Source organism: Lactobacillus bombicola, assembly GCF_900112665.1.
Lineage (GTDB): Bacteria > Bacillota > Bacilli > Lactobacillales > Lactobacillaceae > Lactobacillus > Lactobacillus bombicola.
This window is the reverse complement of the sequence record NZ_FOMN01000003.1, coordinates 129,323-145,864: the sequence shown is the minus strand read 5'-3', so window position 1 is coordinate 145,864 and position 16,542 is coordinate 129,323. Positions and strand designations below refer to the sequence as shown.

18 protein-coding genes and 1 other annotated feature are annotated in these 16,542 nt (G+C 34.8%); all 18 genes read left to right on the top strand.

Going from position 1 to position 16,542, the window contains the following annotated elements:
* The first annotated feature begins 51 nt into the window (after window positions 1-51).
* Complete coding sequence (gene polA / locus BM203_RS03850; protein WP_090092898.1) at window positions 52-2,724, top strand: DNA polymerase I; 2,673 nt, start codon at window positions 52-54, stop codon at window positions 2,722-2,724.
* Between the two features lie 12 nt (window positions 2,725-2,736).
* A complete protein-coding gene (gene mutM, locus BM203_RS03845) occupies window positions 2,737-3,567 on the top strand; it encodes a DNA-formamidopyrimidine glycosylase (protein ID WP_090092897.1) in 831 nt (276 codons plus the stop codon).
* The gene (gene coaE, locus BM203_RS03840) at window positions 3,564-4,181 is read left to right on the top strand and encodes a dephospho-CoA kinase (protein ID WP_090092895.1); all 618 of its coding nucleotides are present in this window, start codon (window positions 3,564-3,566) and stop codon (window positions 4,179-4,181) included. The genes mutM and coaE overlap by 4 nt, the downstream gene beginning before the upstream one ends.
* Window positions 4,168-4,635 (top strand): transcriptional regulator NrdR, encoded by a 468-nt coding sequence (gene nrdR / locus BM203_RS03835; protein ID WP_090092894.1) that lies wholly within the window; start codon window positions 4,168-4,170, stop codon window positions 4,633-4,635. Before coaE ends, nrdR begins: the two co-directional genes overlap by 14 nt.
* A gap of 2 nt (window positions 4,636-4,637) precedes the next feature.
* Window positions 4,638-5,996 (top strand): DnaD domain protein, encoded by a 1,359-nt coding sequence (locus BM203_RS03830; RefSeq protein WP_090092892.1) that lies wholly within the window; start codon window positions 4,638-4,640, stop codon window positions 5,994-5,996.
* A gap of 7 nt (window positions 5,997-6,003) precedes the next feature.
* Window positions 6,004-6,903 (top strand): primosomal protein DnaI, encoded by a 900-nt coding sequence (dnaI, locus tag BM203_RS03825; protein ID WP_090092891.1) that lies wholly within the window; start codon window positions 6,004-6,006, stop codon window positions 6,901-6,903.
* 307 nt (window positions 6,904-7,210) lie between these two features.
* Entirely contained in the window at window positions 7,211-9,145 is a 1,935-nt protein-coding gene (gene thrS / locus BM203_RS03820) for a threonine--tRNA ligase (RefSeq protein WP_090092889.1), read from the top strand.
* 62 nt (window positions 9,146-9,207) lie between these two features.
* Entirely contained in the window at window positions 9,208-10,020 is an 813-nt protein-coding gene (locus tag BM203_RS03815; RefSeq protein ID WP_090092888.1) for a transporter substrate-binding domain-containing protein, read from the top strand.
* 101 nt (window positions 10,021-10,121) lie between these two features.
* Window positions 10,122-10,234 (top strand) — a sequence feature (ribosomal protein L20 leader region).
* 38 nt (window positions 10,235-10,272) lie between these two features.
* The gene (infC, locus tag BM203_RS03810; RefSeq protein ID WP_090092887.1) at window positions 10,273-10,785 is read left to right on the top strand and encodes a translation initiation factor IF-3; all 513 of its coding nucleotides are present in this window, start codon (window positions 10,273-10,275) and stop codon (window positions 10,783-10,785) included.
* Window positions 10,786-10,805: 20 nt separating this feature from the next.
* Complete coding sequence (gene rpmI, locus BM203_RS03805; RefSeq protein WP_090092886.1) at window positions 10,806-11,006, top strand: 50S ribosomal protein L35; 201 nt, start codon at window positions 10,806-10,808, stop codon at window positions 11,004-11,006.
* A gap of 37 nt (window positions 11,007-11,043) precedes the next feature.
* A complete protein-coding gene (gene rplT, locus BM203_RS03800) occupies window positions 11,044-11,400 on the top strand; it encodes a 50S ribosomal protein L20 (RefSeq protein ID WP_090092885.1) in 357 nt (118 codons plus the stop codon).
* A 106-nt stretch (window positions 11,401-11,506) separates the two neighbouring features.
* Window positions 11,507-12,031, top strand: coding sequence for a YqeG family HAD IIIA-type phosphatase (locus BM203_RS03795; protein ID WP_090092883.1), 525 nt, complete (start codon window positions 11,507-11,509; stop codon window positions 12,029-12,031).
* Window positions 12,024-13,133, top strand: a complete 1,110-nt coding sequence (gene yqeH / locus BM203_RS03790) for a ribosome biogenesis GTPase YqeH (RefSeq protein WP_090092882.1) — start codon at window positions 12,024-12,026, stop codon at window positions 13,131-13,133. The genes BM203_RS03795 and yqeH overlap by 8 nt, the downstream gene beginning before the upstream one ends.
* An 8-nt stretch (window positions 13,134-13,141) precedes the next feature.
* Window positions 13,142-13,783 carry a nicotinate-nucleotide adenylyltransferase gene (locus BM203_RS03785; RefSeq protein WP_090092880.1) on the top strand — a complete coding sequence of 214 codons (642 nt, stop codon included), beginning with the start codon at window positions 13,142-13,144 and terminating at the stop codon, window positions 13,781-13,783.
* Complete coding sequence (gene yqeK / locus BM203_RS03780; protein WP_090092878.1) at window positions 13,776-14,390, top strand: bis(5'-nucleosyl)-tetraphosphatase (symmetrical) YqeK; 615 nt, start codon at window positions 13,776-13,778, stop codon at window positions 14,388-14,390. Before BM203_RS03785 ends, yqeK begins: the two co-directional genes overlap by 8 nt.
* On the top strand, window positions 14,387-14,734 hold the full coding sequence (rsfS, locus tag BM203_RS03775) for a ribosome silencing factor (protein ID WP_090092877.1): 348 nt from the start codon (window positions 14,387-14,389) through the stop codon (window positions 14,732-14,734). The genes yqeK and rsfS overlap by 4 nt, the downstream gene beginning before the upstream one ends.
* A 6-nt stretch (window positions 14,735-14,740) precedes the next feature.
* On the top strand, window positions 14,741-15,895 hold the full coding sequence (locus BM203_RS03770) for a nucleotidyltransferase (RefSeq protein ID WP_090092875.1): 1,155 nt from the start codon (window positions 14,741-14,743) through the stop codon (window positions 15,893-15,895).
* Window position 15,896: 1 nt separating this feature from the next.
* The gene (locus tag BM203_RS03765; protein WP_090092874.1) at window positions 15,897-16,457 is read left to right on the top strand and encodes a DUF177 domain-containing protein; all 561 of its coding nucleotides are present in this window, start codon (window positions 15,897-15,899) and stop codon (window positions 16,455-16,457) included.
* The last annotated feature ends 85 nt before the right edge of the window (window positions 16,458-16,542 follow it).

The window sequence follows — 16,542 nt, the reverse complement described above, 5'->3', positions numbered from 1 at the left end:
AAAAAACTGTTAGAATAAAAGAAACTATAGCTTTACTTGTGAGGAGATTCAATGGCTAATCAAAAATTACTTTTAATTGATGGTAATTCGATTGCATTTCGGGCGTTTTATGCCCTGTACCGTCAACTTGAAAATTTTAAAAACGCAGATGGTTTACATACTAATGCCATTTATACTTTTAAAAATATGCTCGATGTTTTACTTAGTGATGTTCAGCCTGACCATATTTTGGTTGCGTTTGATGCTGGTAAAACCACTTTTAGAACTGCCATGTATAGTGATTATAAAGGTGGCAGGCAAAAAACCCCACCTGAACTGTCTGAGCAATTACCATATATTCATGAACTATTACATGATTTGGGGATTGCTACGTATGAATTAGCTGATTATGAAGCAGATGATATAATTGGTACTTTTTCAAAAATTGGTGAAAAAAACAATTTTGAAGTAACCATAGTAACTGGGGATAAGGATTTAACACAATTAGCATCAGATAAAGTAACAGTAATGGTGACTAAATCAGGTGTACTGAACCTGGAAGCATATACGCCAGAACATATGAAAGAGGTTAATGGAGTAACACCTACTGAGTTTATTGATATGAAAGCTCTAATGGGGGATAATTCAGATAATTATCCTGGTGTGACTAAGGTTGGACCTAAGACTGCTACACAGCTTATTCAAGAATATGGTTCAATTGAAAGCTTATATGAACATGTTGATGAATTAAAAAAGTCAAAATTAAAAGAAAATTTAATAAAGGATAAGGATAAGGCCTTTTTGGCTAAGAAGCTTGCTACAATCAATTGCAGTACACCGGTGACGATTGGTCTTGCTGATTTGAAAAAGAGAAGTGTTGATTATGATGCATTACGTCATTTTTATGAAAAAATGAATTTTCGTAAATTTCTAAATGATTTAGAACCGTCGCCTAAATTATTGGAACCAAATGACAGTGCTTATCAAGCATCTAATGTTGAATTTACTGAATTAACCGATAAAAACCTCGCCTTAAAGGTCAAGGAAACTGAGACGATTAGCTTTTATTTAGGAATGCTGGGGGCAAATTATCATTCAGCTACTTTTGTTGGTTTTGCTTTTGCGATTGATAAGCAAGTTTATCTTAGTCGCGATGTAAATCTTTTAAAGAATAACGAACTAAAAAGTATCCTAGAGAATGAAAAAATCAAAAAAAATGTTTTTGATTTAAAAAGAACAATAGTTGGTTTAAGACGTTTAGGTATTCAAGTTCAAGGAATCGAATACGATATGCTCTTAGCTTCATATCTGATTAATAATGAAAATAATTCTGATGATATGGCGGAGATTTGCAACATGTATGGTGATAATTCAGTAAAACATGATCATGAGGTATATGGTAAGGGTAAAAGTCAACAAATACCTGCTGATGATCAGTTGCTGTATAATCATCTTGCTACCAAAGTTGAAGCTATTGCTAGCTTAAAAGAATCGCTCTTGAGTAAACTTAAAGACCATGAACAAGATGACTTATATGCAAGTATTGAACTGCCTGTAGCTCGAGTATTAGCAATTATGGAGATTAACGGGATTAAAGTTCAAGCCCATACTTTAACTGATTTGCAAAAAGAGTTTGCCGTTGAACTCAAAAATTTAGAAAGAAAAATATATAAAGAGGCCGGCGAAGAGTTTAATATTAATTCACCGAAGCAATTAGGTCACATTTTATTTGAAAAGTTGGGGTTGCCTGCTATTAAAAAAACAAAAACCGGTTATTCAACTTCAGTTGATGTTTTAACACAATTGCAAGATCAAAGTCCCATTATTGCTGATATTTTAACTTATCGGCAAACTGCCAAAATTCAGTCAACCTATGTTAATGGGTTACTTGATGTAATTAAGCATGATGGACGAGTTCATACGCGCTATCTACAGACTTTAACAGCAACTGGGCGTTTATCCTCTGTTGATCCGAATTTACAAAATATTCCTACTCGGACACAGGAAGGTAAGCAGATTAGAAAAGCCTTTGTACCAAGTGATCCAGCTGGTTACATTTTTTCTTGCGATTATTCTCAAATAGAATTACGGATTTTAGCTCAAGTTTCTGGTGATGAGCAAATGCAAGAAGCTTTTAGAACTGGCTATGATATTCATGCGCATACTGCTATGAAAATTTTCAAATTGAAATCTCCAGCAGAAGTAACCCCATTAATGAGGCGTAGAGCCAAAGCAGTTAATTTTGGTATTGTTTATGGCATTTCAGATTATGGCCTATCCAAAAATTTGAATATCAGTCGTAAGCAAGCTCAAGAATTTATCGATAATTACTTTGAACAATACCCCCAAATTAAAGAATATATGGATAAAGCGGTTCAAATAGCTCGTGAAAAGGGTTATGCTGAAACTATTATGCATCGCCGGCGTTATTTACCAGATATTCACGCTAAAAACTTTAATATTCGATCATTTGCTGAACGTACTGCAATTAATTCGCCAATTCAAGGATCTGCAGCAGATATTATTAAAATTGCGATGATTAATATGCAACGCAAGTTAGATGAACTTCATTTAAAAACAAAAATGGTTGTTCAAGTTCATGATGAATTGATTTTTGATGTTCCTAAAGATGAGTTAGCAACTATCAAAGAGATTGTTCCTGCAGTGATGCAATCAGCAGTACATTTAGATATTCCATTGGTTGCTGATTCAGGCTATGGTCATGATTGGTTTGATGCAAAGTAAGGAGATAGATCAATGCCAGAAATGCCAGAAGTAGAAACAGTTCGCCGAACTCTTCTTCCTTTGGTTAAAGGAAAAACGATTCAAGCAGTTACGGTGTGGTATCCCAAAATTATTGCTAGTGATTCTGAGCAATTTATTCAGCAATTAGTAGGTAAGAAAATCGAAACGATAGATCGTTATGCAAAATATTTACTAATTCGTTTAAGTGGTCAATTAACTATTGTTTCTCATTTGCGGATGGAAGGTAAATATCATTTAGTAGAGGTTAATACACCTAAAGATAAGCACGATCATGTTCAAATAGCTTTTACAGACAAAACAGCATTACGCTATAATGATGTCCGTAAATTTGGACGCATGCAATTGGTTAAGACTGGTACAGAAAAGGAAGTAACCGGTATTAGTAAATTGGGCTGCGAACCTAATTCATCTGAATTTACTACACAGTACTTGATGAATGCACTTAGTCGCAAAAAAAAGAATATAAAAAATGTACTGCTTGACCAAACAATTGTTGCTGGACTTGGTAATATTTACGTTGATGAAGTATTGTGGCAAACAAAAATTCACCCACTAAGTTTAGCCAATCAAATTCCGCAGTTTCAAGGACATCAATTGCACGATAATATTAATGAACTAATTGACTTGGCCATAAAAAAGCACGGCACAACCATACATACTTATCTTGATGCAAACGGTGATACGGGCGATTTTCAAAAATTACTGAAGGTATATGGACATAAAGGTGAGCCTTGCTCACGTTGTGGGGTTTTATTAGAAAAAATCAAGGTATCAGGACGTGGTACTACATTTTGTCCCAATTGTCAGGTGATTTATAAGTGACTATCGTGATAGGCTTAACTGGTGGAATTGCTAGCGGGAAGAGTACGGCAGATGCATTCTTTCGTAAAAAGAAGATACCAGTCATTGATAGTGACAGAATTGCTCATGAGATTTTAAATATAGATTATGCAGGCTATAAAGTTGTAGTGACAGAATTTGGATGTAATATTTTAAATTCAGATAAATCAATTAATCGTGCAAAACTTGGGCAAATAGTTTTTAATGATAAGCAGCAATTGAAAAGGCTGAATGCTATTACACATCCATTGATTTTAAAAGAAATTCAGGCTAAAATTACTCGATATAAAAAGGTAGGTGAGCTGATTGTTGTTCTTGATGCACCACTACTTTTTGAATCTAAAGCTCGAAATTTATGTGATTGTAGTATTTTAATTGCTTTACCAGAAAGTGAACAAATCAAGCGTTTAATGGTACGAGACAATTTAACTGAAAAAGATGCGATAGCTCGAATTAATAGCCAGATGTCGTTAGCCCAAAAAGCAAAGTTGGCTGATTATGTAATTTTAAATACCAGTACAATAAAAGTTTTAGAAACTAAATTAGATAAATTGATTAGTAAAATAATTAAGGAGTCAGAGTATGGAATGTCCTAATTGTCGACAAAATGCATCTCGTGTCATTGATTCACGACCTAGTGATGAAAATAGATCAATAAGACGGCGAAGAGAATGTGAAAATTGTGGTTTTCGGTTTACTACTTTTGAACGAATTGAGACAACACCTTTATTAGTAATTAAAAATGATGGTACACGGGAACCATTTAACCGCAAAAAAATACTTCATGGTGTAATGGCTGCTGGACAAAAACGCCCCATTACTAGTTCTCAATTTGAACAACTAGTTGATCATGTAGAAAATAAAATTAGACAACAAGGAATTAGTGAGATTTCATCTAAAAAAATTGGAAAATTGGTTATGGATGAATTAGCTGAATTAGATGATGTTGCCTATATTCGGTTTGCATCAATTTATCGTGAATTTAAGGATATGTCTAGTTTTATGAAGACAATGGAAGATATGATGGCAAAAAGAGAGAAGGGTAATTAGTCATGTTTATGACACCCAATCCTAAACAGCCTTTTTTAATTATTAATCGGGTAGAAATTTCTGTAACTGCACTACGCATTCTGGTTAAGTTATATCAACCATTAATTGGCGCGTTAGCGCTAGCTTTATATCTAAGCTTAAATGAGGATTACTATCCACAAATGATTCTGTCAGATGCACATGGACTGTATAGTCTACAAGAACAACTAGATTGCGACCTTAAAAGCTTGTTTAGCGCATTACATAAGTTGGAAGCTGTCGGATTAGTTCAAACAAAATTACTCGATAATAAGATTATGGGTCAAGTTTTAACTTTTCGTTTGGCAGAAGTGCCCAGTAGTAGTGAATTTTTTGCCACAACATTATTAGCTAGTTTATTAAAAGAAAAAGTTGGTGTTACAGTTTTTCAAAAGCTAAGTAGTGATTTTGCACATGAGAATAAGCAAAATAAAAATACTGTGACCGGATTGGCCAATGCACAAGATATATCCGCTTCATTTATGGATGTTTTTAGTTTGCCAAAAGCAGAGGCAATCGATCCTTCACCAGAAGTCAAACAAGCAGTGCGTGAAAACCAGGTTGATCAAAATCAACAAGCAAGTATCAATCAACAAGACAGTATTGATTGGGATTTTATGAAACAGCAATTTGAAATATATCAAATCCCAAATAGTGAAATTGATAAAAATCGTGAAGCAATTCGCGGTCTAATGCGGACATATGGTCTAGCCGAACAAGAATTTGTTGATGAAACTTTATCTTGTTTGCACGGTGAATATCAATTGAACATGCCATTAATTAAGCGAACGATTGCAAACACCATTCATGGCACAGATACACAGCAACAGAATCAAAAACGGACAATTCAAGTAAATTCAACTTTTAATGATAAGCAATTCAGTAAAAAAGAACAGGAAATTTTGCAATTAGCACATGAAAAAACTCCGGCGCAATTTATCTATTACTTAAAAAATGAGAGTCATGATTTTGTTGATGCAAATGAGTATCAATTACTTGATAATTTATATAACCAGAAAGGTATCTCAGCAGACTTGCTTAATATATTAACGTATATTTGTCTGCAAAGTAGCCCTAAGCTTTCTTATAATTTAACTAATACAATTTTACATGATTGGTTGCAACATGGGGTCCATTCAGGAGAACAAGCTTTAGAATATATTGCTAAAAGAAAACAGGCTAAACAAAAGAATAAAGTTAGTCATTATCGTAACTATAGTAAAAAATCAGTAGAAAAGGGTACCGATTGGAGTAGACATCAGGCAAAGGATGAAACTGATGTTTCAGTAGATGATTTAAAGAACTTCTTTAAGAATTTTGAAAGTGAAAATGGTATGAAGTAGGTAAAAAATGCGTGCAATAAATCAGCTAATAATTAACAATAATTCAAAACTAACTAAGAAAAATAATTTTGACGAGATTCGCAAGCAAATTTTAGCTGATCCTAAAATTCAAAAATTTATTAATAATTACCAAGATAAAATAACGGATGAAATGATTAATGCGAGCCTTTCTAGTTTATACGAATTTTATATCTCGCAACATCATAAAGATCCGGTGATTGTTGGCTATCGTCCAGAATTGATGTTAAGTAGCAATGCAATTACACTTAAGTATGTTCCTGAAGAAAGCAAATTAGCTCAAGATAGAGATCATAGTATCAAAAAGCATGTTCGTTTAATTAATTTACCACTAAATTTGCATAATGTACGTTTAAGTCAAGTGGAAGTGACTGCAGGACGCAGAACAGCTATTGCTAAAATTCAAGAATTTTTGCGCAAATATCCAACAAATGTTCATCAAAAGGGTTTGTATTTATCAGGTGATTTTGGCGTAGGCAAGACTTATTTACTAGCTGGTCTTGCTAATTCGATAGCAGCGATGAATAAACAGGTTATTTTTTTGCATTTACCAACTTTTATTGCTAACTTAGCGAGTCATTTTGGCGACAACAGTTTAGCCAATGAAGTCCAGCGTATAGCTCACTGTGACTTGTTGATTTTAGATGATGTTGGTGCTGAAATATTAAGTCAATGGTCAAGAGATGAGGTTTTGGGCATAATTCTTCAGGCACGAATGGACAATGAACTGCCGACCTTTTTCTCCTCTAATTTTGCAATGGCAGATTTAGAAGAACATTTTAAGGAAACCAAAAATGCAATTGACCCAGTAAAAGCAGCGCGACTGATGGAACGTGTAAAGACACTCGCAACAGAAATAATTGTATCTGGACCCAATCGGCGTAGTTAATTTAATAAATATTGGTGGATGTTTTTGCTTTTTAAAAAATTATTGCAATTAAATGTTAAATATGTATAATTGTATTAAATGAATGAACATGATGTTGCTCGTATCAGAGAGAAAGACAGTATTCTGGAAGTTTTTCATTAGAGTCGACACCCCACTTATTCATTGTTAAAGAGTAAATAATTGGGTGAATTCCACTATCAATTCAGAAAGAGTGGGCTAGACAGAACTAGCCTAAATTGGGTGGAACCACGCTAAATACGTCCCAGTGCATAATGCACTGGGACTTTTTTTATTATTTGGAGGAAATATGAGCTTTTCAATTATTTTACCAGATGGATCAAAACGAGCTTTTGAACAAACAGTCACTATTAGTGAATTAGCATACAGCATTTCAACTTCTCTTGGCAAAGCAGCACTTGCTGGTAGAGTTAACGGACAACTTCATCCAGTAGAATATGAACTAAGTCAAGATGCTGAGGTGGCGATTATTACTGATCGGGATGAAGAAGGTTTAAATATTTTAAGAGATAGTGCAGCTTTTGTTTTTGAAGTAGCAGCGAAGAAAGCTTATCCAGAGTTACGTTTAGGTGAACATGGCACTGAGACAGATGGGTTCTTTGTTGATACTGACAAAGAAAACCAAATCAAGATTAGTGAATTACCTGAACTTGAAAAAGTAGTTAAGCATTTAATTAAGGCTGGTGAAAAAATTGAAGCAGTGACAATGTCACGGGCAGAACTTCAAGAAATTTTCAGAGATAATGCTTTTAAACTTGATTTACTGCAAGCTGAAGCAAGCGATGAAATTACAGCATATAAGTTAGGTGACTTTATTGATTTTGGCTTTGATATTTTGGTATCAAATACTGGTAAAATTAAGCAATTTAAATTATTGTCGGTTGCGGGTGCTTATTGGCAGGGGCAGTCATCTAATCCAATGCTACAAAGAATTTCTGGAACGGCTTTCTTCAAAAAGGCTGATCTTGAGGCTGATTTAAAGCGCCGTGAAGAAATTAAAGAACGTGATCACCGCACAATTGGGCGTGATCTTGATTTATTCTTTGTTGATCCTAAAGTTGGTGCAGGATTACCATACTGGATGCCAAAAGGAGCAACTATTCGGCGCGTAGTTGAGCGTTATATTATTGATCGTGAAGTTGCAGATGGCTATCAACATGTATATACCCCAGTTCTTTTAAATGTAGATGCGTATAAGACCTCAGGTCATTGGGCACATTATCGTGATGATATGTTTCCTCCAATGGACATGGGCGATGGTGAAATGCTTGAAATTCGCCCAATGAATTGTCCGTCACACATTCAAATTTATAAGCATCATATCCGTTCATATCGCGAATTGCCTATTAGAATTGCTGAATTGGGAATGATGCACAGATATGAAAAATCTGGTGCTTTGTCAGGTTTGCAACGAGTACGTGAGATGACTTTAAATGATGGTCATACTTTTGTTACGCTTGACCAAGTACAAGCAGAATTTTCTAAGATTTTGAAATTAATTATGGACGTTTATAAGGACTTTGATATTACTGATTACTATTTCAGACTGTCATATCGCGATCCGAAGAATACAGAAAAGTATTTTGCTAATGATGAAATGTGGGAAAGAAGTCAATCAATGCTTAAAAAAGCGATGGATGACATGGGACTTGACTATGTTGAAGCAGAAGGTGAAGCTGCTTTTTATGGTCCGAAGTTAGACATTCAAACTAAAACAGCTCTGGGTGCTGACGAAACAATGTCAACAATTCAACTCGACTTTATGTTACCAGAAAGATTTAATTTGACTTATATTGGGCAAGATGGGGAAGAGCATCGCCCAGTGATGATGCACCGCGGAATTGTAGGCACAATGGAACGCTTTATTGCTTATTTAATTGAAATTTATAAAGGTGCCTTTCCAACGTGGCTTGCTCCAGTTCAAGTTGAAGTAATTCCTGTTAATCTTGATGCGCATTCTAATTATGCTAAAAAGGTTCGTGATGAATTAAATAAGCGTGGTTTTAGAGCAGAAGCAGATTTACGTAATGAAAAATTAGGTTATAAAATTCGTGAATCGCAGACACAAAAAGTTCCTTATACCTTAGTTTTAGGTGACAACGAAATGAAAGCAAATGGTGTTAATGTTCGGCGCTATGGAACGGAGGAAGAAGTAGCTAAAAGTTTAGACCAATTTATTCAAGAAATTGATCAAGATGTTAAATCTTATTCACGCAAAAAATAAGTAATTAAGAGCTACTTTGAAATTTGTTGAGCAGCCGTTGTTTTATTATTGGGAGAGTCAATATGAAGAAAATTTTTGACCTAATTCCGGTATTAATCAGTCTATGTTTGTTAGCAGGTTGCAGTCAGCGAGTTTCTGATCAAGATGTTTTAAAGAATGCACAATTTTCTAAAACAATTACATGGGGAATTGAAAGTGATGTCAGGCTATTCAGTTTAACAGATGTTAGAGATTATCGGGAAAAAGGTTTTGACGTTGATGTGGCTAAAGCTGTAACGAAAGAAATTTTAGGCTCACGTGGTCAAGCTAAATTTGTTTTAGCAACTGCTCAGTCAAGAATTCCACTTCTTAAAAATGGTAATGTGGATGCTGTAATTGCTACAATGACTATTACGCCGCAGCGCAAGAAACTGGTAAACTTTTCACGTCCATATTTTGCTACGGGGCAGTCTTTGCTAGTTAGAAAAGATTCTAAAATAAAAAACGTTCATGATTTAAAAGGGAAAACCGTTATTGGAATTATTGGTGATAATTCAGTTGAAGTAATTAAAAAAATAGCCCCGCAAGCTAAGGTGGTGCAAATGCAAGACTATGGTCAAGCAGTTGTTGCATTAAAAGCTGGTCAGGGGGATGCCCTTTCCAGTGATAACGGTGTTTTATATGGTCTTGCGGTTGAAAGCCCGACATTAGAGGTGCGCGGAGGGACCTTTACCCATGAACCCTATGGAATTGCCATTAACAAGCATCAAGAAAAATTCGAGCGTGCTATTAATCGGGCAATTGTAAAAATGCAACATGATGGCCAATATAACCGTTTAATTAAAAAATGGTTTGGTCGAGTTCCTGGATTTAATTATAAAACTCTTTATAATTAAATTGATTAGCTAAAATTTTTATATTACTTTAATAAATATAATACTTTATTTATTAAAACAATTTGACTAGTTAGTAGAAGACGTGTATAATCACATTAGTTGAGAACAAGAAGAAGCTTCCCGCTTCTCGCCTAAGTTAAGTTGACCTCTGGGCTAATCGATATTTTCTGTTGATTAAGAGCGGGTTACTTATTACCCGCTCTTTTCTTGTCCTCAAGTTAACTATGGAGGTGAAGAATTATACCAAGGAATTTGATATTAAACGACCAAATTCGCTCACGCGAAGTTCGTTTAATTAATGAAGATGGTGAACAAGTTGGTGTTGTAACCAAAGCTGAGGCTTTACGCCAAGCAAGTGTTGCAAATTTAGATTTAGTTCTAATTTCGCCTAATGCCAAACCACCAGTTGCTCGTATAATGGACTACGGTAAATACCGTTTTGAACAACAAAAGAAGGTTAAAGAATCACGCAAAAAGTCAAAGACAGTTAGTGTGAAGGAAATACGCCTAAGTCCAACAATTGAAGGCAATGATTTTAACACTAAATTAAAGCATGCGCAAAAATTTCTTACTAAAGAAGGAGCTAATGTTCGTGTTTCAATTAGATTCAGGGGTCGAGCTATTACTCATAAAGAATTAGGACGTGATGTGCTAGAAAAAATGGCAGAAGCCACTGCGGATATTGCTACTGTTGTAAGCAAGCCAAAGATGGAAGGTCGTTCAATGTTCTTAATACTTGCTCCCAAGAGTGATAAAAATAAATAGTTAATTTGGAGGAATTAGAAATGCCTAAAATGAAAACCCACCGCGCTTCAGCAAAGCGTTTTAAAAGAACTGCTTCTGGTCAATTAAAGCGTCATCACGCTTTTACTGGTCACCGTTTCCACGGTAAGACTAAGAAACAACGTCGTCATTTGAGAAAGGCTACTTTAGTTTCGCGTAGCGACTTGAAGCGCATCAAGCAGATGCTCTCACAAATGCGTTAATTATTAAAGTAACAGCGATATTTAGGAGGAATTTTAGATGCCAAGAGTTAAGGGTGGAACAGTAACACGTAAACGTCGTAAAAAGATTATGAAGCTCGCTAAGGGTTACCGTGGCGCAAAGCATATGCAATTTAAAGCTGCAAGTACACAATTATTTGTATCTTACAGATATGCATTCCGTGATCGTAGAAGACGTAAGAGTGACTTTAGAAAGTTATGGATTGCGAGAATTAATGCTGCAGCAAGACAAAATGATCTTTCATATTCTAAGTTAATGCACGGCTTGAAAGTTGCGGGTATTGATATCAACCGTAAAATGTTAGCCGATATTGCATATAGTGATTCAAAGACTTTTGCACAATTAGCTGAAACAGCTAAAAATGCTTTAAAATAAGTTAAAGAATGGCGCGGTTGCGCCGTTTTTTTATGTCAAAATTTATCACTTGAAGCTTATTCTCTGATATATTAGACTATGGACATGTTAATGAAGGGAAAGTTAAATGTTATTTAGACCATGTTATACAATTGATACAATTTATCATTTAGATACCAATGTACTTCATCAAATGGGTATTAAAGCGGTATTTTCAGATCTAGATAATACTCTTTTGGCTTGGGATAAGTTTGAAACAGCTAAGGAAATGGACATGTTAAATCAGCGTTTAAAAAATGCTGGGATTAAATTGGTGGTAATTTCAAATAATAATGCCAAACGAATTAGCAAGGTCCTTACCCCCTACCATATTGAATTTATCGCTAAGTCAAGGAAACCCTTACCATTTGCAATTACAAGAAAAAGGGAAAAAATGGGTTTAGCACCTAATCAGGTAATGATGGTTGGCGATCAGTTGATTACTGATATACAGGCAGGAAATTTTGCTGGCGTTAAATCAGTTTTAGTCAAGCCATTGGTTAAGACCGATAAGTGGAATACGCGTATTAATCGTTTTTTAGAAAAAATAATTTTTTTCTTTTTAGCACTTTCCCAGCCGATAACTTTTAAGGAGACATTAAAAAATGGATGACAAAATTATTTGTATCGGTTGTGGCGCTGTGTTGCAATCTGATGAAATTAATGAAGCAGGATACTTGCCAGCTAAGCGATTAAAAGATGCTATTGATACTGAAGATAATGATATCTATTGCCAAAGATGTTTTCGTTTGCGACATTATAATGAAATTATGCCAGTTGCTATTGATAACGATGACTTTTTAGCACTACTTAATTCTTTAGCTGAAAAAAAAGCATTAATTGTTAACGTGGTAGATTTATTTGACTTCACGAATTCATTATTATCTTCTCTAACTCGTTTTATTGGGAATAATGATTTTATTTTAGTTGGTAACAAATTTGATTTATTTCCTAAAAACTCACGTCAAAGTAAAATTAAAGACTGGATGAGACAAGAGGCAAATCGCGTTGGCTTATTCCCTAAAAAAATATTTTTAGTTAGTGCCAAAAAACAAAAAAATTTAGCTAATTTAATTTCATATTTAGACAAGCGTTCTCAAGAGCAAGACGTATATTTTGTGGGTATGACTAATGTTGGCAAGTCAACTTTAATTAATGCAATTATTAATCAAATGGGCGATATTAAGGATCTCATTACAACCTCACGCTTTCCTGGTACAACACTTGACAAAATTGAAATTCCTTTAGAAAATAGTCATTTCTTAGTTGATACTCCTGGAATAATGTCTGAAAATCAACTGGCTACGCGTTTGAATGCAAGAGATTTAGCGGTAATTTCACCGCAAAAGCCAATGAAGCCAGCAACATATCAATTACGGCCCGGCAATACATTATTTTTAGCTGGTTTAGGTAGAATCGACTACTTAAAAGGTGAACCTACAAGTTTTACTGTGTATGTTGCACGTGATTTATATGTTCATCGTACTAAGACGGAAAATGCTGATGAATTTTATCTAAAGCATTTAGGTGAATTGCTCGCCCCGCCAGCAGACACTACTAATTTGCCTGCACTTAAGGGCCAAGAGTTTCATCCTAGTGTCAAAAGTGACTTATTATTTGGTGGTATTGGTTTTATTACGGTACCGGCAAATTGCTTAGTTAAAATATACACACCTAACCGCATTGGATTAGGAATTAGACGTGCTTTAATATAGAGGGAAAAATGGTTGCGATTGCAAAAGATTTAAAAAATAACTCTGTAGTAGAGGTTCAAGCAGAAAAATTAAAGGTACATGATGGTAAGCAAATTGGTATTTTTGGTGGCACATTTAATCCAGTCCATATTGGACACTTACTTGTAGCAGAACAAGTATTAAGTAAGTTGCATTTAGATGAAATTTGGTTTATTCCGACCAATATACCTCCGTTAAAAAATGCGCCAATTGTTTCCGCTCAAGATCGAGCAAATATGCTAGAATTGGCTACGCAAGATAATGCGCGGTTTCAGGTTAAGTTGTTTGAATTATTTCGTGGTGGCGTATCATACACTGTAGATACCTTACGTTATTTACATGAAATCTACCCCGAGAATCGTTATTATTTAATTATGGGTAGTGATCAAGTTAATCAATTATTTGAATGGAAAGAGCCAACTAAATTAGCCCAATTGGCCACTTTGGTTGGGATACAGCGTGCTGGTTATCCCCAAAAGGCAAGGTTACCAATGATTTGGGTAGATGTACCAGGCATTGATGTAAGCTCAACCTTAGTTCGGCAAACTATTGCAGTGGGTGGTTCAATTAGATACTTAGTACCAGAAACAGTTTTAAATTATATTCAAAAAAAGGGATTATATTATGAGTGATTTGTTTTTTGAAAATACTTATTCACCATTATCTAGCAATGAAATAATAACTAAAGAAAAAAATAATATGGATCAAAGTCGGTTTAATCACTGTGTTAGAGTCAGTGAAACAGCAAGAAAATTAGCTAAATTGAATCACTATGATGAAAATAAAGCAGCTTTAACCGGTTTTATTCATGATTATGCTAAACAAGTTCCAGCTGATGAATTTCGCAAAGTAATTAAGGAACAACAGATGGACCATGACCTTTTAAATTGGGGTCCAGCTATTTGGCATGGTATGGTAGGAGCATATTTTGTGCAACGCGACTTAAAAATAATAGATATGGAAATTCTCAATGCTATAAAGCGTCATACAACAGCTGACGTCGAAATGACCCTGTTAGATAAAATTGTTTTTATGGCTGATTATATTGAGCCTGGAAGGACTTTTGCTGGAGTTGAGGAAGCACAAGAGGTTACTTGTAATAACTTAGATTCGGGTGTGGCTTACCAACTAGCACATACTCTTGAATTTTTGATAAAAAAGAGAGATAAGATTTACCCCCGTACTCTAGATGCGTATAATGTGTGGAGTACTAAGGAAAATAATGAGGAGAAAAATTGACTAGTAAAGATATTTTAACATTTACATTAAAGGCAATTAGTGATCGCCATGGTGAAAATACTGTTGCCTATGATATGCAAGGCTATAGTATTCTGGCTGATTACTATGTTGCAACAAGTGCAGGTTCTAATCGTCAACTACATGCAATTGCCAATGCAATTATTGATGCAGCACATCTGGCTAACTTTAACGATTATCGCGTTGAAGGATCTAGCGAGTCAAATTGGTTATTACTTGACTTAGGTGATGTTGTGGTTAATGTATTTACAGAAGAAGCTCGTGATTTTTACAACGTTGAAAAATTATGGACTGATGGTAAAAAAATAGAAATAAAGGAAGACTAGCTGAATATGAGTGTTGTTGGGATCATTGCAGAATATAATCCCTTCCATAGTGGACATGAGTTCTTAATGAATCAAGCACGTTATCTTGCTGGTAGTAGAGATCCAATTGTCGTCATTATGTCGGGTAACTATGTTCAAAGAGGCGAGATGGCGATTATTGATAAATGGGCAAGAGCACAGGCTGCATTAGAAAGTGGTGCTGATTTAGTTTTTGAATTGCCATTTTCTACGTCAGTCCAACCAGCGGATCTTTTTTCGTTAGGTAGTATTGATCAGTTAGTTAAACTAGGGGTTAGCGACTTAGTTTTTGGGGTTGAAGATGCTAGCCAAAATTTCGCTTATTTGGGTAGTAGAATTGCTGAGATTCCTCAGAGTCATATGGATTTTAGTGATTATAGTCAAACATATTCAACGCAGTATAATCAAATGGTTGCCCGTGAGGTTGGCCATGAGGTCAATGAACCAAACGCTATTTTAGCTCTAGCATATGCAGTTGCTAATCACAATCTTGGTGAACCATTAAGTTTGCATCCAATTAGTCGTATTGGTGCAGGGCATGATGATTTATTGCATGACAGTGGAGTAGTCCAAAGTGGCAGTGCTATTAGGAATATTATTTTGCATAATGGAGCAAATGGTGACCTTAATCAATGGTTACCTGAAAAAGAAGTTGAAAATTTACAGCAACAAAAAGTGTATCCAAATTGGAATATTTTATTTCCATTTTTAAAGTATCGGCTTGAATCAGCGACATACACAGAATTGCGACAAATTTATCAAATGAGTGAAGGGCTTGAATATAAGATGAAACATGAAATTCATTTAGCTCAAACTTTTACAGAATTTTTGCGGCGAATCAAATCTAAAAGATATACATATTCACGGCTACGACGATTGAGTTTATATACTTTGCTAAATGTTACACAAGATGATATGATTGCTAGTTTCAATAATGAGGCGATTCTGTTACTTGGTTATAGTAAGATAGGTCAAAAATATTTGAAACAGATTAGAAAAGAAACATCGGCTAATATTGTATCTAAGGTCGACCAAAAAAATACTAAGACTGGTTCGTTGCATTTACAAAAGCGAGTTGATCGGCTATTCGAGCAGGTTATGCAGACTGATCAAAACTTTGGTCGTCGTCCTTTGGAGGTATAAAATGTTATCACTTAGTTTTTCACAAATAGTAAAGAGTTCTGCCCCTTTGACCCATATTGAATGTGCTGTAAATGTAAGACCAGAATTTTTACAGCGTAGTCAAAAGTTACTTTATAAAGTTGAAAATGTTCAGTTTGTTGGTGATGTTTTTTATAGCGAACCCTATGTAACAGGCAATTTTCAAGTTACAGCTAATTTGGTTGTTCCTTCCAGTCGGAGTCTAGAGCCAGTAGAATATTATGAGAATTTTAGGTATAGTGAAAGTTACACTACTACTGATATATCTAAAGAAGAGCTCGATGAAAGTGATATACCAATTGTCAAAATTGAAGATGACAATATAGATTTACAAACTGCAATTGAAGACAATATTTTACTTCATATACCCGTTACTATTTTGACTCCTGAGGAAGAAAAAGATAACGTTTATCCTCAAGGCAATGGCTGGACAGTCATTTCAGAAGCAGAATTTAATAAAGGTAAATCAAATCAGATAAATCCTGCTTTTGCCAAACTAAAAAATTTATTTAATCAGGAAAATGATAATCAGGATTCAGAGTAATTAAAAATAAAGATTAAATCAGAGTTAGTCTTAACCTGATTTTTTTATCTTGTTTTAAAAGCATTTTTAAAGTATGCTTAACTTA